We start from the raw sequence: 21039 nt of genomic DNA on the forward strand, positions 1-21039 counted from the left end.
CTGGCAGTTTTGTTTCAACCCCAAAATAGAACAGGCCCCGACACAAGTGCCGGGGCCTGTAATGACCACATCCGTGTGGTCGGTCGCATGAACTCCAGAGGTGCATCGGGTGGATAACTAGCTCACCCTAAGCCGCCGCTATATCGTTCAAACGAAACCTTTAACGTTACTCTGCTTTCAGGCCGTCGGCCGATACAGCTTTAACGCCTTTGATTTTCTTGGTGATGGCAACCGCAGTTTCTTTCTGCGATGCAGTCACGGCAGTCGGAGACGACAGGGACACTACGCCCTTGTTGGTCTCAACCTTGATGTCAGTGCCAGGAATGCCCTTCTCGGTAACCAGGTCAGCCTTCACTTTGGTAGTGATCCAAGTGTCGCTGGTGGTTTCTTTAGCGTCGTGTGCCGCACCTTTGGTTTTGTCGATGCCGTCAGCTTTGACAGCGCCGCCAGCCAGCAGACCGTCAGCCGAAACAGCATTCACACCTTTGATTTTCTTGGTGATGGCTACAGCAGTGGCTTTCTGCGAATCCGAGACTGCTACGTCGGAGGACAGGGAAACCACACCTTTGTTGGTCTCAACCTTGATGTCCGAACCCGGAATGCCTTTTTCGGTCAGCAGGTCGGCTTTGACTTTAGTGGTGATCCAAGTATCCGAAACGCTTTCCTTAGCCTTGGTCGCTTCACCGGCCGCCAAAGTCATAGGGGCTTGGGAAGTCTGAGCAAAGGCTACGTTAGCACCCATGGCCAGGGTCAGAGCGGTAGCAGTAGCGAGAGCGAACTTCTTCATACGAATAACTCCTGTTTTATTAAAAGTCTGCAGACGTAAACCTTGATGCTGCAGCGCTAACAGGGATAGTGCAGGCGGCGTGCCAAGTGGGACAACAGAAAAAAACCTTACAAAACAACAAGTTAAAAAACAGCGTGCTTTTCGAAATCGTGCAAGTTGCATGAAGCAGGTCGTGCCTGCGTGCAAGTTGCGGTTTTTTGCAGGCGACTAAACAACTGATTTTAGGGGGATTTCCTTCTCCCACAAAAAAGGGACTCCGAAGAGTCCCTTTTTTTCAGCTAGAACGCGGGGTGATTAAACGCCCGAAGCCTTGGCTGCTGCTACGTCCTTGATGGACAGCTTGATACGGCCGCGGTTGTCCACGTCCAGTACCAGCACTTCCACTTCCTGGCCTTCTTTGAGAATGTCGGTCACTTTCTCAACACGAGCGTCGCTCAGCATGGAGATGTGAACCAGACCGTCTTTGCCCGGCAGGATGTTGACGAATGCGCCGAAGTCGACGATGCGCTCAACCTTGCCGACGTAGATCTTGCCGATCTCGGCCTCAGCGGTGATGCCCAGGACGCGTTGGCGTGCAGCTTCAGCCGCTTCCTTGGTTTCGCCGAAGATCTTGATCGAGCCGTCGTCTTCGATGTCGATCGAAGCCTTGGTTTCTTCACAGATCGCACGGATGGTAGCGCCGCCTTTACCGATAACATCACGGATTTTGTCGGTGTCGATTTTCATCGCGATCATGGTCGGAGCGTTTTCCGACAGTTCGGTACGCGACTGGCCAATGATCTGGTTCATCTGGCCGAGGATGTTCAGGCGCGCTTCCAGGGCTTGGCCCAGAGCGATTTCCATGATCTCTTCGGTGATGCCCTTGATCTTGATGTCCATCTGCAGCGCGGTTACGCCTTTAGCGGTACCGGCTACTTTGAAGTCCATGTCGCCCAGGTGGTCTTCGTCGCCCAGGATGTCGGTCAGGATGGCGAACTTCTCGCCTTCTTTAACCAGGCCCATGGCGATACCGGCAACCGGCGCCTTCATCGGCACACCAGCGTCCATCAGCGCCAGGGAAGCACCGCAAACGGAAGCCATCGAGCTGGAACCGTTGGACTCAGTGATTTCCGATACGACACGGATGGTGTACGGGAACACATCGGCAGCCGGCAGCATCGCTGCAATCGAACGACGGGCCAGACGGCCGTGACCGATTTCACGACGACCAGCACCACCCATGCGGCCACACTCGCCCACCGAGAACGGAGGGAAGTTGTAGTGCAGCATGAACGGGTCTTTTTTCTCGCCTTCCAGGGTGTCCAGCAGTTGTGCGTCACGGGCAGTACCCAGAGTCGCGACTACCAGGGCCTGGGTTTCACCACGGGTGAACAGCGCCGAACCGTGAGTCTTGGGCAGCACGCCGACTTCGATGTTCAGCGGGCGCACGGTGCGAGTGTCGCGACCGTCGATACGTGGCTTGCCGTTAACGATGTTTTCGCGAACGGTACGGTATTCGATTTCGCCGAATGCAGCCTTGACGTCGCTGGCAGAAGGCTGGCCTTCTTCACCGGACAACTTGGCGACAACCTGGTCCTTCAACTCGCCCAGGCGAGCGTAACGGTCGGCCTTGACGGTGATGGTGTAGGCGTCGGAGATGGCAGCGCCGAACTCGGAGCGGATAGCGCCCAGCAGGTCGGTGGCTTCCGGGGCAGCAGCCCAGGTCCAGGTTGGCTTGGCAGCTTCGGCAGCCAATTCCTTGACCGCGTTGATTACCACCTGGAACTCGTCGTGAGCAAACAGTACGGCGCCCAGCATCTGGTCTTCGGTCAGCTCTTTGGCTTCCGACTCAACCATCAATACGGCTTCGGAGGTACCGGCAACGACCATGTCCAGGCTCGAAGCTTTCTGCTGCTCGTAAGATGGGTTCAGCAGGTAACCGGTGCTTTCATGGAAAGCAACGCGAGCGGCACCGATAGGACCATCGAACGGAATGCCCGAGATCGCCAGCGCAGCCGAAGTACCGATCATCGCAGCGATGTCCGGATCGGTCTTTTTGCTGGTGGAAACGACGGTGCAGACAACCTGCACTTCGTTCATGAAGCCTTCTGGGAACAGCGGACGGATCGGACGGTCGATCAGTCGGGATGTCAGGGTTTCTTTCTCGGAAGGACGGCCTTCGCGCTTGAAGAAACCGCCAGGGATCTTACCGGCAGCGTAAGTCTTTTCCTGGTAGTGAACGGACAGAGGGAAGAAGCCCTTGCTCGGGTCAGCGGTCTTGGCGCCAACCACGGTCACTAGTACGGTAACGTCGTCGTCAACGGTAACCAGCACTGCGCCGGAGGCTTGACGGGCGATACGGCCTGTCTCGAGGGTAACGGTCGACTGACCGAACTGGAATTTTTTGATAACCGGGTTCACGGTGTCCTACCTTCTTTGTGGCTCTTGGGGGAACTTGTCTTCTTGCGAAATTCTTGGGCAATGTCGGGAATCGGCCCGACCCTCGTCCAGGGTAAAACGTGCATCCAGATAAAACTTGAGGCTGGGAGCCTACCATGGGCCAGCGGGAATCCCACTGGCACACGGCAGACAACCAACCTCTAGCGCAATCGCTGATTAGCGACGCAGACCCAGGCGACCGATCAGAGTCTGATAACGACCCAAATCCTTGCCTTTCAGGTAGTCCAGCAGCTTACGGCGCTGGTTTACCATGCGGATCAGACCACGACGGGAGTGGTGGTCTTTACCGTTGGCCTTGAAGTGACCTTGCAGTTTGTTGATGTTGTGGGTCAGCAGTGCAACTTGCACTTCTGGCGAACCAGTGTCACCAACAGCTTGCTGATAGTCAGCTACGATTTGTGCTTTTTCTTGAACGTCGAGAGCCATGAGGCAATCCTTTTTTCAGGAAACCACCCAAGGGGTGATCTCAATAGGCCGAGGGCATACCCCCGTATCTATAAATGAGAAGTGACCATGCCTATTAACAGCCACCCTCGTTCGGTCATTCTGACCGAATCAGTCGACGCGGCGCGATGCGCCCGTCTTCGCTCACTTCACCGATACCGATAAAGCGACCGTTATGATCCTGTACTCGCACCATGCCGAACTTCGGGGCATCCGGGGCGCGTACCGGCTGGCCGTTGAGCCAGTAGAACGCGCTGTGCTCCGAGAAGTGCAGCAATGGCCAATCCAGCAAACCGCTGTCCGAGGGCATCAGGAAGCGATCAACCGCTTCGTTGCCGCCTTCGGCGTGCACCGCTTCCAGCTCTTCCAGCGTGACCGTCTGGGCCAGGGTGAAAGGGCCTGCCTGGGTACGTCGCAGTTCAGCTACATAAGCACCGCAGCCCAGCTTCTCACCAATATCTTCCACGAGGGTACGGATATAGGTGCCTTTGCTGCAGTCCACCGCCAATCGAGCAGTGTCACCTTCACAGGCGAGCAGTTCCAGCCGGGCAATAGTAACAGAACGCGGTTCGCGCTCCACCACTTCGCCCGCACGTGCCAGCTTATAAAGAGGTTGCCCATCCCGCTTGAGCGCCGAGTACATCGGCGGTATCTGACTGATTTGCCCACGAAAAGCAGGTAATGCAGCTTCGATATCCGCACGACCAACGGTCACGTCGCGAACCTGCAAAACATCACCTTCGGCGTCTGCCGTGGTGGTTGTCTTGCCCAGTTGCATGAGGGTTTCATAACCCTTGTCCGAATCAAGCAGGTACTGCGAGAACTTGGTGGCCTCACCAAAGCACAACGGCAGAACGCCGGTGGCCAGTGGATCCAGGCTGCCGGTGTGTCCCGCCTTCTCGGCGTTAAGCAGCCAGCGGACCTTCTGCAGCGCCGCATTGGAGGTAAAACCAATGGGCTTGTCGAGCAGAATGATGCCACTGACGTTGCGACGGATACGTTTGACCTGAGCCACCGCTTACTCCTTGGCGTCTTCAGGTGTGGACGGATGCTGACTGTCTTCAGCCACGGCGCGCTCGATCAAGGCCGAGAGGTGCGCGCCACGCACGACGCTTTCGTCGTAATGGAAGTGCAACTGCGGAACGCTGCGCAGCTTCATTTCGCGGGCCAACTGCATCCGCAGGAAACCTGCGGCGGAGTTGAGCACCTTGATGCTTTGCGCGATTTCTTCGCTGTTGTCCTGCCCCATCACGGTGATGAAGATTTTGGCATGACCCACGTCACGGCTCACTTCAACGGCGGTGATGGTGACCAGGCCAACGCGGGGGTCTTTGACTTCGCGACGGATCAGTTGAGCCAGCTCACGCTGCATCTGATCGCCGATACGCTGGGTACGGCTGTATTCTTTTGCCATGTCTTGTTACCTGTTACTGCCACACGGTGAAACCCGTGGGGTCTGAAAGCGGCAAACGCCCGGCCTGACAAAAGCCAGACCGGGCGTTGCGTTTAGAGTCCGGACACGGCGCGGGGCAAGTACATGCCCACGCGCTGTGTGGCTCCTGAAGTGCGCGAGTTAGAGGCTGCGAGCAACCTGAACCTTCTCGAAGACTTCGATCTTGTCGCCAACCTTGACGTCGTTGTAGCTCTTGACGCCGATACCGCATTCCATGCCGGCACGTACTTCGGCAGCGTCATCCTTGAAGCGGCGCAGGGATTCCAGCTCGCCTTCGAAGATAACGATGTCTTCACGCAGTACACGGATCGGACGGTTACGGTACACGGTGCCTTCGACAACCATGCAACCGGCGATCGCGCCGAATTTCGGCGAGCGGAACACGTCACGCACCTCGGCGATACCCAGGATGTTCTCCCGGACGTCGCTGCCAAGCATACCGGTAAGGGCTTTCTTGACGTCTTCGATGATGTCGTAGATGACGTTGTAGTAACGCATGTCCAGGCCTTCCTGCTCGACGATCTTGCGAGCGCCAGCATCGGCACGCACGTTGAAGCCGAACAGTACAGCGTTGGAAGCCAGTGCCAGGTTGGCGTCGGACTCGGTGATACCACCGACACCGCCACCGACAACACGCACTTGCACTTCGTCGTTACCCAGGCCGTTCAAGGCGCCGTTCAACGCTTCGAGGGAACCACGGACGTCGGATTTGAGGACGATGTTAAGCGTCTTCTTCTCTTCCTGGCCCATGTTCTCGAAGATGTTTTCCAGCTTGCCGGCGTGAGCACGGGCCAGCTTGACTTCGCGGAACTTGCCTTGACGGAACAGAGCCACTTCACGGGCTTTCTTCTCGTCGGCAACTACGCTCATCTCGTCGCCAGCGTCCGGCGTACCGTCCAGGCCGAGGATCTCGACCGGGATAGCAGGACCTGCTTCCTTGATTGGCTTGCCGTTCTCGTCGAGCATGGCACGTACACGGCCGTAGTTCGAACCGACCAGCACCATGTCGCCTTGGCGCAGGGTACCGTCTTGAACCAGCACGGTCGCGACCGGGCCACGGCCCTTGTCGAGGCGCGATTCAACCACTACACCACGGCCAGGAGCCGAAGGCGTAGCGGTCAATTCCAGGACTTCAGCTTGCAACAGGACCGCTTCGAGCAGTTCGTCAACGCCGGTACCCATTTTCGCCGAGACCGATACGAATGGCGTCTCGCCACCCCATTCCTCGGATGTCACGCCGTGAACCGACAGTTCGCTACGGATGCGATCGAGATCGGCGCCGGGCTTGTCGATTTTGTTCACGGCTACAACCAGAGGAACACCGGCAGCCTTGGCGTGCTGGACAGCTTCAATGGTCTGCGGCATTACGCCGTCGTCCGCTGCAACCACCAGGATCACGATGTCGGTCGCCTTGGCACCACGGGCACGCATCGCGGTAAACGCGGCGTGACCTGGAGTGTCGAGGAAGGTGACCATGCCGCGTTCGGTTTCAACGTGGTATGCACCGATGTGCTGGGTAATACCACCGGCTTCGCCTGCGGCAACCTTGGCACGACGGATGTAGTCGAGCAGGGAAGTTTTACCGTGGTCAACGTGGCCCATTACGGTCACAACCGGTGCACGGGAAACTGCCTCGCCTTCAAACTTCAGGGACTCGGCCAGGGAATCTTCCAGGGCGGTGTCGCTGACCAGGGTCACTTTGTGGCCCAGCTCTTCAGCAACCAACTGGGCAGTTTCCTGATCCAGTACCTGGTTGATGGTGGCCGGGGTGCCCAGCTTGAACATGAACTTGATGATTTCAGCAGCCTTGACCGACATCTGCTGGGCCAGATCGCCCACAGTGATGGTCTCGCCGATCTTCACTTCACGCACGACAGGGCCGGTTGGGCTCTGGAAACCGTGGGCGTTGCGTTTTTTCAGCTTGGCCTTGCCGCGACCACCGCGACGGAAGCCATCGCTTTCTTCGTCGGTAGTACGTGGGGCAACGCGTGGAGCAGGCGCTTTCTCTTTGACCGAGGCACGATGCGGAGCGTTTTTGCGCTCGCCATCGCCACCACCACCGCGACGATTGTTATCGTCGGCACGTGGTTTGTCCGGACGACGAGGTTCGTCGCGCTTGCGGGCGTCAGCTGCAGGAGCAGGCGCAGCAGCAATCGGGGCGGCCTCACGCACAGCTTCAACAGGAGCGGCAACCGCTTCAGTGTTGGCAGGTTGCGCAGCAGCAGGCTGGCGACGCGCTTCTTCTTCGGCGCGACGCTTGGCTTCTTCTTCAGCCTTCTGGCGAGCAGCATTTTCTACTGCGCGACGTTCATCCAGCTCGCGTTTGCGCTCGGCTTCGATTTCTTCCGGGCTGCGCTGTACGAAGACTTTCTTCTTGCGTACTTCTACGCTGATGCTCTTGCTACCCGCAACACGCAGGGTGCTGGTGGTTTTGCGCTGCAATGTAATCTTGCGCGGTTCTTCCACTTTCGCCTTGTGGCTGCTCTTCAAGTGAGTCAGCAAAGACTGCTTCTCACTATCGCTCACACCTTCATCGGCGGCGGTGTGCGGCAGACCTGCCTCACGCATCTGCTGCAACAGGCGCTCTACCGGTGTTTTGACCTCATCGGCCAGTTGTTTCACCGTGACTTGCGTCATGCACTTCTCTCCTCAGGCCGCGCCTAATTACTCGAACCAATGGGCTCGGGCGGCCATGATCAACTTGCCGGCACGATCTTCGTCAATGCCGTCGATGTCGAGCAGATCGTCAATAGACTGCTCGGCCAGGTCTTCGCGGGTAATTACGCCGCGCACCGCCAGTTCCATCGCCAAATCCTTGTCCATACCCTCAAGCGAGAGCAGGTCTTCGGCCGGATGGGCGTCTGCCAGCTTTTCCTCAGTAGCGATGGCTTTAGTCAACAAACGATCCTTGGCCCGAGCGCGAAGCTCGTTGACGGTGTCTTCGTCAAAGCCGTCGATGTTGAGCATTTCTTCCAACGGTACGTAGGCAATCTCTTCCAGGCTGGTGAAGCCTTCATCTACCAGTACCTGTGCCAGGTCTTCATCGACTTCCAACTCTTCGATGAAGTTGCGCAGGATGTCACCGGTTTCAGCTTGCTGCTTAGCCTGGATGTCCGATTCGGTCATCACGTTCAGGGTCCAGCCGGTCAGTTGGCTGGCCAGACGCACGTTCTGACCACCACGACCAATGGCCTGAGCCAGATTGTCTGCGCCAACGGCGATGTCCATTGCATGGGCATCTTCGTCAACGATAATTGCCGCCACTTCAGCCGGCGACATGGCGTTGATCACGAACTGCGCCGGGTTATCGTCCCACAGGACGATATCCACACGCTCACCGCCCAATTCGCCCGACACTGCCTGGACGCGCGAACCGCGCATACCGATGCAAGCGCCTTGCGGGTCGATGCGTTTGTCCTTGGAGCGAACCGCGATCTTGGCACGCGAACCCGGATCGCGGGACGCAGCCATGACTTCGATCAGACCTTCGGCAATTTCCGGCACTTCGATGCGGAACAGCTCGATCAGCATTTCCGGCGCGGTACGCGACAGGATCAGCTGAGGACCGCGGTTCTCGGTGCGGATTTCCTTGAGCAGCGCACGCAGACGCACGCCGACACGGAAGGTTTCGCGAGAGATGATGTCTTCGCGGGCCAGCAACGCTTCGGCGTTGTTGCCCAGGTCGACGATCACATTGTCGCGGGTAACTTTTTTCACGGTGCCGGAGATGATTTCACCCAGGCGCTCGCGATAAGCGTCAACGACTTGAGCGCGCTCGGCTTCACGAACCTTCTGCACGATGACCTGCTTGGCGGTCTGTGCAGCAATACGGCCGAATTCGATCGATTCGATCTTTTCTTCGACGACATCACCGACCTGGGCGCCCGGGTGCGTTTGTGCAACCTTGCTCGGCCAGGTTTCGATGGCCGGATCATCAAGATCGGCTTCTTCGACGACCGTCCAGCGACGGAAAGTCTCATAGGCACCGGTGTGGCGGTTGATTTCCACACGCAGATCAACTTCGTCTTCAAAACGCTTTTTGGTAGCAGTGGCCAGGGCCAGCTCCAGCGCTTCAAAAATCACGTTTGCCGGTACGCCCTTTTCATTGGATACCGACTCAACAACCAGCAGTACTTCTTTGCTCATCGTACGCCTCGCCTTTCGCAAGCCATTGGATCCGCGGGATCCGCGTCTCAGTCAAAACTGGGAATAATGTTGGCCTTGTCGATCATATCGATCGGCAACAGGAACTCATGGTCTTCTACCTGCACCACGACATCCTGTTCTTCTACACCGCGCAGAAGGCCCTGAAAGTTGCGTCGCCCTTCGAAGGGCGAACGCAGCTTGATCTTCACTTGTTCACCGGCAAATTTTGCAAACTGATCAATAGTGAACAGTGGGCGTTCCATGCCTGGCGAGGAAACTTCAAGGGTGTACTCAACGGAAATCGGATCTTCAACATCCAGCACACCGCTGATCTGACGGCTGACAATGGCACAATCGTCCACCAGCACGCCGCCCTCTTTATCGATATAAACGCGCAACATTGAGTGGCGACCTTGAGCCGAAAACTCAATACCCCAGCATTCATAGCCTAGGGCCACGACCACCGGGGCCAGCAAGGCCTGCAACTCTTCTAGCTTGCTCGACACCTGAACCCCCTCGTGCATGTATGTGCATGCTGTGCAAAATAAAAAAATGGGCGAAACGCCCATCCTTGAAACGCCGTCGAACAGCGGCGTTGAAAGTGTCCAGCTAACAAAAAGCCCCTTAAAAGGGGCTCCGCTAAAACTGGTTGCGGGGGCCGGATTTGAACCGACGACCTTCGGGTTATGAGCCCGACGAGCTACCAGACTGCTCCACCCCGCGACAAAGCTGGGGCGGAAGTATACGACCGATCCCTTACAGGGTCAATGTAACCTTCCACCTACAAGAAAGCCCGCAACAGCGGGCTCTCCTGATAATTGGTACCGAGAAGGGGACTCGAACCCCTACACCCTATGGGCACAACCACCTCAAGGTTGCGTGTCTACCAATTCCACCACCTCGGCAATACAGCGCTTACAACCCTTCTTACTTCTGCTCTTGAGCTGGAGGTACGTCAGTCGCTGGAGTAGCCGACTTTTGCTCTTGAAGCACCGGGACATCATCAGAAGCCGGTTTTGCTTTTGGAACTTCCAACACTGCTGGGTTTGGCAAACCTACCTGAGTCAGCACATGAGCTTTCTCTTTAGCAAAGTAACCTAACCCTAAGCTGGTTATGAAGAAACCTGCGGCAAGTATAGCAGTAAACTTACTAAGAAAGGTAGAGGAACCTTGGCTTCCGAACACAGTATTTGAAGCACCTGCACCGAAAGACGCACCAGCATCCGCACCTTTACCCTGTTGCAACAAAACCAGAGCAACTACGCTCAGGGCAGCCAACAGATGAAAAACGACTACGACTGTTTCCAGCATTTTTTCAGTTTCCCGCGGCGCGACAGATCGCACCGAACTCATCTGCATTCAGGGAGGCTCCACCAATGAGCCCCCCATCGATATCCGGCATGCCGAACAGTTCGACCGCATTGGCCGCCTTCACGCTGCCGCCGTATAGAAGCCGCACACCTTGCGCGACTTCAGAATTCTCTGCCGCCAACTGCGCGCGGATGGCTGCGTGCACATCCTGCGCCTGTTGCGGTGTAGCAGTCAGTCCGGTGCCAATGGCCCAGACCGGCTCGTAAGCAATAACCGCCTTTGCAAACGCACCAACACCCAGCTCCTCGATGATGCTGCCCAGCTGACGCGAGACAACCTCAAGAGTCTTGCCCGATTCGCGCTGCTCAAGGGTCTCCCCTATGCACAACACCGGAACCAAGCCACAAGCCTGTGCCGCGGCGAACTTGCGATTGAGCGTCGCATCCCGCTCGCCCATCATCTGACGGCGCTCGGAGTGCCCAACGAGTACATAGGCACAACCCGCATCAACCAACTGACTCGGCGAAATCTCACCGGTCAATGCGCCTTGCATGGGCTCCACCGCAGAATTCTGCGCGCCGACCTGGATCGACTTGCCCTTCAAGCCATCAACCACTTGGTTGATATGCAAGCAAGGTGGGAAAACCGCAACATCAACACCGCTAGGCAAGGCCAAGTGACGAAGGCCATTGATCAGCTCAGCGACACTGGCGCGGGTACCGTGCATCTTCCAGTTACCAGCTACCATAGTGCGACGCATGCTGTACCCCGTCGGTCAAAGTGGGCGCAGATGTTACCCAACCACACCATCACTGGCAAGCCGAATTCAGGCGCAAACTTCAGTTACCAGTTTTGCCAGGTCTTCGGCATGGCCGCGAACCTGGGTTTCGTCCTCGCCTTCGACCATGACGCGCACCAGAGGCTCAGTGCCCGACTTGCGCAACAACACACGCCCACGCCCAGCCATTGCCTGGGTAACACGCTCACAAGCCTCTTTGACGGCAGGGTGCTCGATCGGATTTTCACCACCGGCAAAACGCACATTGAGCAGCACCTGCGGACACTTGCGCAGAGCCTGACGCGCCTGCGCCAGGCTCTCGTCACGACGACGCAAGGCCAGAAGCACCTGCAGCGCAGCGATGATGGCGTCGCCCGTAGTCGTATGCTGGAAGCATACGACGTGTCCCGAGTTCTCGCCGCCTACCAGCCAGTTACGCTCCAGAAGCTCGGCGATCACATAACGGTCGCCGACATTGGCGCGGATAAACGGAATACCCAACTCCGCCAATGCCAACTCAAGCCCCAGGTTGCTCATGAGGGTACCCACGACGCCGCCCTGCAGCTTGTTACGCTCATGCAGATCACGGGCAATGATGAACAGCAAATCATCACCATCCACAATCATGCCGGTGTGATCCACCATCAGCACACGATCGCCGTCGCCATCGAACGCGATACCCAGGTCCGCATGTTCGGCCAGAACCGCCGCCTGCAGTTGCTCCATATGCGTGGAGCCGCAGTTGTCGTTGATGTTCAAGCCGTTAGGCTGAGCCGATAGTACAGTGACCTGCGCTCCCAGCTCCTTGAAAACACTTGGCGCTACCTTGTAGGTCGCACCATGGGCGCAATCGACAACGATCTTCAGGCCGGCAAAATTGGTACTGCTCGGCACGCTGCTTTTGCAGAATTCGATATAACGGCCGGACGCATCATTGATACGCGACACCTTGCCCAGCTTGCTGGATTCGACCACCGTCATCGGCGCATCCAGCAGCTCTTCGATCATCAACTCGATCTCGTCAGGCAACTTGGTGCCCTGCCCCGAGAAGAACTTGATGCCATTGTCGTCATGCGGGTTGTGCGACGCACTGATCACAATACCGGCTTCAGCGTGAAAGGTACGCGTCAGGTAAGCGATCGCTGGCGTCGGCATGGGCCCCAACAGCATTACGTCGGCGCCGGCAGCAGATAAGCCTGCCTCAAGCGCGGATTCAAACATATAACCCGAAATACGGGTGTCCTTGCCAACCAGGATCCGGCACGCCCCCATGCTGCGGAACGCCATGCCTGCCGCCCAACCCAACTTGAGCATGAAATCAGGGGTAATCGGAAACTCGCCAACCCGACCACGGATGCCGTCGGTGCCAAAGTATTTTTTAGTCATAAGTGCTCCATCATTCTTATTCGGCTGATTCTACAGCGGCAATCATGCGCACCACATCCACCGTCTCGGCGACATCATGCACACGCAAAATACGAGCGCCCTTGGTCACGGCAAGCGCTGCAAGGGCGAGGCCGCCGTACAAGCGCTCACCCACCGGGCGATTCAAGGCCAGCCCTATCATGCTCTTGCGCGACACACCGACCAGCAGCGGCCGACCAAGGGCATGCAGCGCCTCCATATGCTTGAACAGGCTTAAATTATGTTGCAGGGTCTTGGCGAAGCCAAACCCCGGGTCAAGGATGATCTTTTCGCACGCGATGCCCACCTCGACACACTGAGCGATCCTGTCTGCCAGGAAGCCAGTGACCTCGCCGACCAGGTTGTCGTAGTGAGGACTGTCCTGCATGTTACCGGGCTCACCCAGCATGTGCATCAGGCACACCGGCAGGCCGGTCGCTGCAGCTGCATCGAGAGCACCGTCACGCCGCAACGAACGCACATCATTGATGAGCCCCGCCCCCAGACGCGCGGTTTCACGCATTACCGCGGGAGTTGAAGTGTCCACAGAAATGATCACATCCAGCTCACGGGCGATACGCTCGACAATGGGCGCTACCCGCTCAAGCTCTTCCAACGGGGATACCACACGAGCCCCAGGCCGAGTGGACTCGCCGCCCACATCAATCAAGGTCGCGCCGGCAGCCACCATCGCCTCGGCATGACGCAACGCGGCATCCAGCTGGCTGAAACGGCCACCATCGGAAAAGGAATCGGGAGTTACATTGAGAATACCCATGACATGCGTATGGGCCAAATCAAGAACCCGGTTGCCGCAAGGCAACCGGGTAGAGGACAAAGCAGAAGTCATTTCAAACCTTAGTGGTCAGCTGCCGGGCCGCCGATCGGGGTCTCAGGGCGTTCGTTCTGAACGACGGGTGGGGTACCCGAAGTACCTGAACCACCTTCCCAATCGCGAGGCTCACGCGGTGTACGACCGGCCATGATGTCGTCGATCTGATCGGCATCAATGGTCTCGTACTTCATCAGCGCATCAGCCATGGCATCAAGCTTGTCGCGGTTATCGGTGAGGATCTGCTTGGCCGTGCCATAACACTGGTCAATGATGCTGCGAACTTCGGAGTCGATCAGCTTGGCAGTCTCACCGGAGAAGCTGGCACTTTGACCGCCACCACCACGACCGAGGAACACCTCACCCTCTTCCTCTGCATACATCAAAGGACCGAGTTTTTCCGACAAGCCCCACTTGGTCACCATATTTCGTGCAATCTGGCTGGCACGCATGATGTCATTGGAAGCACCTGTGGTGACGCCATCGAAGCCCAGGGTCATCTCCTCGGCAATCCGCCCGCCATACAGCGAACAGATCTGGCTGATCAATGCACGCTTGGAGAGGCTGTAGCGATCCTCTTCCGGCAGGAACATGGTCACACCCAGCGCACGGCCACGAGGAATGATCGACACCTTGTAGACCGGGTCATGCTCAGGCACAACGCGACCAACAATGGCGTGACCGGCTTCGTGATAAGCCGTGTTCTGCTTCTCTTTCTCGGACATGACCATGGATTTGCGCTCAGCGCCCATCATGATCTTGTCTTTTGCCAATTCGAACTCTTTCATTTCAACAATGCGCTTGCCGGTACGGGCAGCAAACAACGAAGCCTCGTTGACCAGGTTGGCCAGGTCGGCACCGGAGAAGCCAGGCGTACCACGGGCAATCACAGCCGGAGCCACGTCGTCACCCATTGGCACCTTGCGCATGTGTACTTTCAAAATCTGTTCACGACCGCGGATATCCGGCAGGCCAACCACGACCTGACGGTCGAAACGGCCCGGGCGCAGCAACGCAGGGTCCAGTACGTCCGGACGGTTGGTCGCGGCGATGACGATAATGCCGTCATTCATCTCGAAACCATCCATCTCTACCAGCAACTGGTTGAGGGTCTGCTCACGTTCATCATGACCACCACCCATGCCAGCGCCACGATGGCGACCAACGGCATCGATCTCATCGATGAAGATGATGCACGGCGCATGCTTCTTGGCCTGTTCGAACATATCGCGAACACGGCTGGCGCCCACACCGACGAACATCTCGACGAAGTCAGAACCGGAAATAGTGAAGAAAGGCACCTTGGCTTCGCCGGCAATCGCCTTGGCCAGCAAGGTTTTACCGGTACCTGGTGGACCTACCATCAACACGCCGCGAGGAATACGACCACCCAGGCGCTGGAACTTGCCCGGATCACGCAGGAACTCGACCAACTCACCCACTTCTTCCTTGGCTTCGTCGCAACCTGCAACGTCAGCCAAGGTAGTCTTGACCTGGTCCTCGGAGAGCAGACGTGCCTTGCTCTTGCCAAAGCTCATCGGCCCGCCCTTTCCTCCCGCACCACCTTGCATCTGGCGCATGAAGAACATGAACACGGCGATAATCACCAGGATCGGGAAGCTTGCCACCAGGAGCTGAGTCCAGATGCTTTGCTGTTCAGGCTGCTTGCCTTCGACAACCACGTGGTTATCCACCAGGTCACCGATCAGACCGTTGTCCTGGATTGCCGGACGAATGGTCTTGAAGCTGTCGCCGTCGTTGCGCTTACCGGTAATCACGTAGCCATCAACCGCTACGCGCTCGACCTTGCCATCCTTAACTTGCTGGATGAAGTCGGAATAGTTGAGGGTCTGCGGCTCGTTAGGGCTGGAGAAGTTGTTCATCACCGTCACCAGGACAGCCGCGATGATCAACCACAGGATCAGATTCTTTGCCATATCGTTCAATTAACTACCCTCTGAAGCAAGCTCCGCTACTGGCGCGCGCTTCGCATGATATTCACCGGCCTAACTTACTACATTACCTACAACTCTGGCAGGCGCCGTCTGTAACCCTTTGTGAAACTTTGACTACACAATATTCGTAAAGCTTCGTGACGAAAGCGATATAAAAAAACCTATCGCCCTCCTCGAATTTCTCAAAAACGCTCTTCGCTCGCTGCGCCTTCAACACCGCGGTAGCCACGGCACAGCAGATACTGCTCCCTGGACCGGTCACGGGAAGAGTCCGGTTTACGGGTCTGCACCTTGTCGAACAACTTGCGAATGTTCTTGTGGTACTCGTCGAAACCTTCGCCCTGGAAGACCTTCACCAGGAAATCGCCACCCGGACGCAACACCCGACCTGCCAAATCCAGCGCCAGTTCACACAGGAACATGGCACGCGGCATATCAACAGCCGGTAATCCACTCATATTGGGGGCCATGTCGGAAATCACAAGGTCTACCTGCGAATTTCCCACAGCCTCCAGGATCTCGGCCAATACCTTGTCTTCGGTAAAGTCGCCGTGAACAAAGGTCACATCCGGGATGCTGTCCATCTCGAGGATGTCGGAAGCGATCAATCGGCCTTGCCCACCAATCAGACGACTGGTCACCTGGGACCAGCCACCGGGGGCCGCGCCGAGATCGATAACGCTCATACCTGGACGGATCAGCTTATCCTTGTCCTGGATCTCCAGCAGCTTGTAGCTGGCCCGGGAACGGTAGCCGTCCTTTTGCGCCTTTTTGACGTAAGGATCATTGAAATGTTCTTGTAGCCACTTAAGGCTGGTTTTGGAACGGGCCACGGGCCACCTCGAAAAATAAAACGGGTCGTGATTAACTGGGCGGTCCCGGACTCGCTCGGGTAAACTGGCCGCCGCTTTTTACAAGATCAGACGCAGGGGTCAGATTATGCCGCTCACTCAAGAGCAGAAGAAACAGTACAAATCCATTGGCCACCATCTGAAACCAGTTCTGATTGTGGCAGACAACGGGTTGACTGAAGGTGTTTTAGCCGAATTTGAACGCGCACTGAACGATCACGAACTGATCAAGATCAAGGTCAATATCCTTGATCGCGAAGCGCGTTTGGCCGCCGTTGCAGAACTGTGCAAGGTGGGCAAAGCGGACCTGGTTCAGGTCATCGGCAAAATGGCGCTGCTGTATCGCAAGAACTTCAGCGTCAACAAGCAACTGTCGAACGTTCATCGCTTCAAATGATGAAAAGGGTCACGGGCGTGCTTCGCGCGCCCTGCCACTCCACCCCGGCGCCGGCTGCATGACCAGCACCAAACCGGAAAACCCTAGCACAAGATAGCTGAATAACTGCCAGCGCAACGCTTGCGGCAGCCAAATATACACCACGCAAAACATCGCGCACGCATACAGCGACATCAACAGCAGTTGCCCGCGAATGTCCCGCCATAAACTCTCAAAGCCCTCAGCCTTGACCAGCACTAAAGCCTGGAGCAACACACACGCCGCCGCAAAACCCACCAGCAGCGCGCTAAGCAATTTGTCGATCTCATCGATCAGCAACGGTGCCAGACCAATAAGGCCCAGCACCGGCAATACACCCATATGCAACAGCCACAGGCCGCCCACCCAAAGCATCTGAGAGAGCTGCCAAAGCATGGCGCCCGCACGTAGCGGGCGCCGTCTTTCAGATGTGGCGGACTTCGACAATCTCGTACTCAATGACGCCGCTCGGCGTTTTCACGGCAACGACGTCGCCCTCTTCCTTGGCAATCAAGGCGCGAGCGATCGGCGAGCCGACAGAGATCTTGCCTTGCTTGAAATCAGCCTCATCCTCACCCACGATCTGGTAAGTCACGCTTTCGTCAGTCTCGACGTTGGCGATTTCCACGGTCGTGCCGAAAATCACCTTGCCGGTATGCGGGATGGTCGTGACGTCGATGATCACCGCATTCTGCATGCGGCCCTCGATATCACGAATCCGCGCCTCGACCATACCCTGCTGCTCGCGAGCAGCGTGGTATTCGGCGTTTTCCTTCAAGTCACCCAGCTCGCGGGCCGTACCGATGTCCTGGCTCAGCTTCGGACGTACGACCTTGGTCAGATGGGCGTGTTCCTCTTCCAGGGCCTTGGCGCCCTGGACGGTCATTGGGTATTTGATCATGCCTTCAATCCTGCGTGTAGATCCTGCAAGCGACGCACGGTCTTTTCCGGACCGAACTTGAGCGCTTCGCAGATAGCTTCGCCAGCAGCAATAGTGGTGGTGCAGTAGATCTTGTGCTGCAAGGCATTACGACGAATGGAGTAGGAATCCGCGATCGACTGACGACCTTCGGTGGTGTTGATGATCAGCGTGACTTCGTCATTCTTGATCATGTCGACCACATGCGGACGGCCTTCCGTCACCTTGTTCACGCGACGTACTTTCAAGCCCGCAGCCTCGATCAGCTTGGCGGTCCCGGCAGTCGCGACAACTTCAAAGCCCAAGTTGATCAGATCACGGGCCACGCCCGCAACCAGTGGCTTGTCGTCATCACGCACGCTGATAAATGCAGTACCGCCGGTCGGCAGCACTTCGCTGGCACCCATCTGGGCCTTGGCGAACGCTTCACCGAAAGTATCGCCCACGCCCATCACTTCACCGGTGGACTTCATCTCTGGGCCCAGGATCGGGTCCACACCAGGGAATTTGGCGAATGGGAACACCGCCTCTTTCACGCTGTAGAAGTTGGGAATGATTTCCTTGGTAAAGCCGATTTCCTTCAAGGTCTTACCGGCCATCACACGGGCAGCGATCATGGCCAGGGACACACCGATGCACTTGGATACAAACGGCACGGTACGCGAGGCACGCGGGTTGACTTCAATGACGTAGATGTCTTCGCCTTGCAGCGCCAACTGAACGTTCATCAGGCCGACCACACCCAGTTCCAGGGCCATTTTCTTGACCTGTTCGCGCATCTCGTCCTGGATGTGCGCCGGCAGCGAGTACGGCGGCAGCGAGCACGCGGAGTCACCGGAGTGAACGCCGGCCTGCTCGATGTGCTGCATGATCGCGCCGATCACTACGTCAGTACCGTCGCATACCGCATCCACGTCCATTTCGATGGCGCAGTTGAGGAAGTGGTCCAGCAGCACCGGGCTGTCGTTGGACACTTTCACCGCATCACGCAGGTAGCGCTTGAGTTCGTCTTCTTCGTAGACGATTTCCATCGCGCGACCGCCCAGTACGTAGGACGGGCGCACCACCAGCGGGTAGCCGATCTTGCTGGCTGCACGGATGGCTTCGTCTTCGCTGCGCACAGTAGCGTTCGGCGGCTGACGCAGGTTCAGGCGCTCAACCATCTGCTGGAAGCGCTCACGGTCTTCGGCACGGTCGATAGCGTCCGGGCTGGTACCGATGATCGGCACGCCGGCAGCTTCCAGGGCACGCGCCAGCTTCAGCGGGGTCTGGCCGCCGTACTGGACGATCACGCCTTTAGGCTTCTCGACGCGGCAGATTTCCAATACGTCTTCCAGCGTTACCGGCTCGAAGTACAGACGGTCGGAAGTGTCGTAGTCAGTGGAAACCGTTTCCGGGTTGCAGTTGACCATAATGGTCTCGTACCCGTCTTCGCGCAGGGCGAGGGCGGCGTGTACGCAGCAGTAGTCGAACTCGATGCCCTGGCCGATACGGTTCGGACCGCCACCCAGGATGATGATCTTGTCGCGATCCGACGGCGCGGCTTCGCACTCTTCCTCATAGGTGGAGTACATGTAGGCAGTGTCGGTGGCGAACTCTGCGGCGCAGGTGTCAACGCGCTTGTAGACCGGAAAGATATCCAACTTGTGGCGATGAGTACGCAGGTTCTTCTCGGTCACACCCAGCAGCTTGGCCAGGCGCTGGTCGGAGAAGCCTTTGCGCTTGAGGCGGAACATCAGGTCGCGGTCGATAGACGACAGGCCCAGAGTCTTGACCTTCTCTTCTTCCTTGATCAGATCTTCGATCTGCACCAGGAACCACGGATCGATCATGTTCATGCCGAAGATATCTTCGACGCTCAGGCCGGCACGGAAGGCGTCAGCCACGTACCAGATACGCTCGGCACCCGGCACGGTCAGCTCGCGCTTGAGGATGCTCATGCTTTCCGGATTGCTCAGGTCGAGCTTCTCGTCCAGGCCGCAAACACCGACTTCCAGGCCGCGCAGGGCTTTCTGCAGGGATTCCTGGAACGTGCGGCCGATCGCCATGACTTCGCCGACCGACTTCATCTGGGTGGTCAGGCGTGCATCAGCCTTGGCGAACTTCTCGAAGGCAAAGCGTGGCAGCTTGGTCACAACGTAGTCGATAGACGGCTCGAAAGACGCCGGCATAGCGCCGCCGGTGATTTCGTTTTGCAGTTCGTCCAAGGTGTAGCCGATAGCCAGCTTGGCAGCGATACGCGCAATCGGGAAGCCGGTAGCTTTCGAGGCCAGCGCCGAAGAACGCGATACACGCGGGTTCATCTCGATCACGACCATGCGGCCGGTGTCAGGGCAGATGCCGAACTGAACGTTGGAACCGCCGGTTTCAACGCCGATCTCGCGCAGTACCGCCAGGGAGGCGTTACGCAGGATCTGGTATTCCTTGTCGGTCAGGGTCTGCGCCGGAGCCACGGTGATCGAGTCACCAGTGTGCACGCCCATCGGATCGAAGTTTTCGATGGAGCAGACGATGATGCAGTTGTCCTTTTTATCGCGGACCACCTCCATCTCGTATTCTTTCCAACCGATCAGCGATTCGTCGATCAGCAGCTCTTTGGTCGGCGACAGGTCCAGGCCACGCGCGCAGATTTCTTCGAACTCTTCACGGTTGTAGGCAATGCCGCCACCGGTGCCACCCATGGTGAAGGACGGACGGATAATGCACGGGAAGCCCAGGGTCTCAAGGACCGCATTGGCTTCTTCCATGCTGTGGGCGATACCGGAACGCGGGCACGCCAGGCCGATGGACTTCATGGCCTTGTCGAAACGCGAACGGTCTTCAGCCTTGTCGATGGTGTCGGCATTGGCGCCGATCATCTCTACGCCGAACTTTTCCAGGACGCCTTCGCGCTCCAGGTCCAGGGCGCAGTTCAATGCAGTCTGGCCGCCCATAGTTGGCAGCAGCGCGTCCGGACGCTCTTTCTCGATGATCTTGGCAACGGTCTGCCATTTGATCGGCTCGATGTACGTCGCGTCGGCCATGGCCGGGTCGGTCATGATGGTGGCCGGGTTGGAGTTCACCAGGATGACGCGGTAGCCCTCCTCACGCAGGGCCTTACAGGCCTGGGCGCCGGAGTAGTCGAATTCGCAGGCCTGGCCGATCACGATCGGGCCAGCGCCGAGAATCAGGATGCTTTTTATGTCTGTACGTTTTGGCATGGGTTTGTCACTCAAATCCGCAGGTCAGTCGGCAAGCCGTCTAGAACAATCCTTGAAGAGCCTGCGGGGGCCACCGTGGTTCGGGGCCGCCCGCAGAGCACTCAG

General features: G+C 57.5%; 18 protein-coding genes and 2 tRNA genes. 1 reads left to right on the forward strand and 19 read right to left on the reverse strand.

Translation table 11 applies throughout. The annotated features are described in order from the left end of the window. Nucleotides 1-166: 166 nt before the first annotated feature. From TK42_RS18005 to rlmE, 16 genes are all read right to left on the reverse strand, one after another. Nucleotides 167-787: a BON domain-containing protein gene (locus TK42_RS18005; protein ID WP_032879445.1), complete on the reverse strand. Its 621-nt coding sequence runs from the start codon at nucleotides 785-787 to the stop codon at nucleotides 167-169. Between the two features lie 294 nt (nucleotides 788-1081). Then, complete coding sequence (pnp, locus tag TK42_RS18010) at nucleotides 1082-3187, reverse strand: polyribonucleotide nucleotidyltransferase (RefSeq protein ID WP_005791474.1); 2106 nt, start codon at nucleotides 3185-3187, stop codon at nucleotides 1082-1084. Between the two features lie 195 nt (nucleotides 3188-3382). Then, complete coding sequence (gene rpsO, locus TK42_RS18015; protein ID WP_003177875.1) at nucleotides 3383-3652, reverse strand: 30S ribosomal protein S15; 270 nt, start codon at nucleotides 3650-3652, stop codon at nucleotides 3383-3385. A 115-nt stretch (nucleotides 3653-3767) separates the two neighbouring features. Next, on the reverse strand, nucleotides 3768-4685 hold the full coding sequence (gene truB, locus TK42_RS18020; protein ID WP_005791476.1) for a tRNA pseudouridine(55) synthase TruB: 918 nt from the start codon (nucleotides 4683-4685) through the stop codon (nucleotides 3768-3770). A gap of 3 nt (nucleotides 4686-4688) precedes the next feature. Further along, nucleotides 4689-5084 (reverse strand): 30S ribosome-binding factor RbfA, encoded by a 396-nt coding sequence (gene rbfA, locus TK42_RS18025; protein ID WP_003176137.1) that lies wholly within the window; start codon nucleotides 5082-5084, stop codon nucleotides 4689-4691. A gap of 159 nt (nucleotides 5085-5243) precedes the next feature. Next, nucleotides 5244-7760 carry a translation initiation factor IF-2 gene (gene infB / locus TK42_RS18030; RefSeq protein WP_032879444.1) on the reverse strand — a complete coding sequence of 839 codons (2517 nt, stop codon included), beginning with the start codon at nucleotides 7758-7760 and terminating at the stop codon, nucleotides 5244-5246. Nucleotides 7761-7787: 27 nt separating this feature from the next. Beyond that, nucleotides 7788-9269 carry a transcription termination factor NusA gene (gene nusA / locus TK42_RS18035; protein WP_005791481.1) on the reverse strand — a complete coding sequence of 494 codons (1482 nt, stop codon included), beginning with the start codon at nucleotides 9267-9269 and terminating at the stop codon, nucleotides 7788-7790. Nucleotides 9270-9316: 47 nt separating this feature from the next. Further along, the gene (gene rimP / locus TK42_RS18040; RefSeq protein ID WP_003235029.1) at nucleotides 9317-9775 is read right to left on the reverse strand and encodes a ribosome maturation factor RimP; all 459 of its coding nucleotides are present in this window, start codon (nucleotides 9773-9775) and stop codon (nucleotides 9317-9319) included. A gap of 140 nt (nucleotides 9776-9915) precedes the next feature. Then, nucleotides 9916-9992, reverse strand: a tRNA-Met gene (locus TK42_RS18045). A gap of 96 nt (nucleotides 9993-10088) precedes the next feature. After that, a tRNA-Leu gene (locus tag TK42_RS18050) sits at nucleotides 10089-10174 on the reverse strand. A 22-nt stretch (nucleotides 10175-10196) separates the two neighbouring features. Beyond that, the gene (gene secG / locus TK42_RS18055; RefSeq protein WP_003194191.1) at nucleotides 10197-10580 is read right to left on the reverse strand and encodes a preprotein translocase subunit SecG; all 384 of its coding nucleotides are present in this window, start codon (nucleotides 10578-10580) and stop codon (nucleotides 10197-10199) included. A 4-nt stretch (nucleotides 10581-10584) separates the two neighbouring features. Beyond that, nucleotides 10585-11340: a triose-phosphate isomerase gene (gene tpiA / locus TK42_RS18060; RefSeq protein ID WP_005791483.1), complete on the reverse strand. Its 756-nt coding sequence runs from the start codon at nucleotides 11338-11340 to the stop codon at nucleotides 10585-10587. A gap of 66 nt (nucleotides 11341-11406) precedes the next feature. Further along, the gene (gene glmM / locus TK42_RS18065) at nucleotides 11407-12744 is read right to left on the reverse strand and encodes a phosphoglucosamine mutase (protein WP_005791485.1); all 1338 of its coding nucleotides are present in this window, start codon (nucleotides 12742-12744) and stop codon (nucleotides 11407-11409) included. Nucleotides 12745-12760: 16 nt separating this feature from the next. Then, a complete protein-coding gene (folP, locus tag TK42_RS18070; protein WP_032879443.1) occupies nucleotides 12761-13612 on the reverse strand; it encodes a dihydropteroate synthase in 852 nt (283 codons plus the stop codon). Nucleotides 13613-13620: 8 nt separating this feature from the next. Next, nucleotides 13621-15531, reverse strand: a complete 1911-nt coding sequence (gene ftsH / locus TK42_RS18075; protein ID WP_032803717.1) for an ATP-dependent zinc metalloprotease FtsH — start codon at nucleotides 15529-15531, stop codon at nucleotides 13621-13623. A gap of 200 nt (nucleotides 15532-15731) precedes the next feature. Further along, on the reverse strand, nucleotides 15732-16382 hold the full coding sequence (gene rlmE, locus TK42_RS18080) for a 23S rRNA (uridine(2552)-2'-O)-methyltransferase RlmE (protein ID WP_003194199.1): 651 nt from the start codon (nucleotides 16380-16382) through the stop codon (nucleotides 15732-15734). A gap of 106 nt (nucleotides 16383-16488) precedes the next feature. Here rlmE and TK42_RS18085 point away from each other — a divergent pair, with 106 nt between their 5' ends. Then, on the forward strand, nucleotides 16489-16797 hold the full coding sequence (locus tag TK42_RS18085; RefSeq protein ID WP_003176146.1) for a YhbY family RNA-binding protein: 309 nt from the start codon (nucleotides 16489-16491) through the stop codon (nucleotides 16795-16797). A 9-nt stretch (nucleotides 16798-16806) separates the two neighbouring features. Here the strand turns inward: TK42_RS18085 and TK42_RS18090 are convergent, their stop codons facing one another. From TK42_RS18090 to carB, 3 genes are read right to left on the reverse strand one after another with little or no spacing between them, the layout of a single operon-like run. Beyond that, a complete protein-coding gene (locus tag TK42_RS18090) occupies nucleotides 16807-17211 on the reverse strand; it encodes a hypothetical protein (RefSeq protein ID WP_005791492.1) in 405 nt (134 codons plus the stop codon). A gap of 28 nt (nucleotides 17212-17239) precedes the next feature. After that, a complete protein-coding gene (gene greA, locus TK42_RS18095) occupies nucleotides 17240-17716 on the reverse strand; it encodes a transcription elongation factor GreA (RefSeq protein ID WP_005791494.1) in 477 nt (158 codons plus the stop codon). Beyond that, nucleotides 17713-20934 (reverse strand): carbamoyl-phosphate synthase large subunit, encoded by a 3222-nt coding sequence (gene carB / locus TK42_RS18100; RefSeq protein WP_005791497.1) that lies wholly within the window; start codon nucleotides 20932-20934, stop codon nucleotides 17713-17715. The genes greA and carB overlap by 4 nt, the downstream gene beginning before the upstream one ends. Nucleotides 20935-21039: the final 105 nt, after the last annotated feature.

Source organism: Pseudomonas sp. GZJR-8, assembly GCF_002916705.1.
In the GTDB taxonomy this organism is placed as follows: Bacteria; Pseudomonadota; Gammaproteobacteria; order Pseudomonadales; family Pseudomonadaceae; genus Aquipseudomonas; species Aquipseudomonas synxantha_A.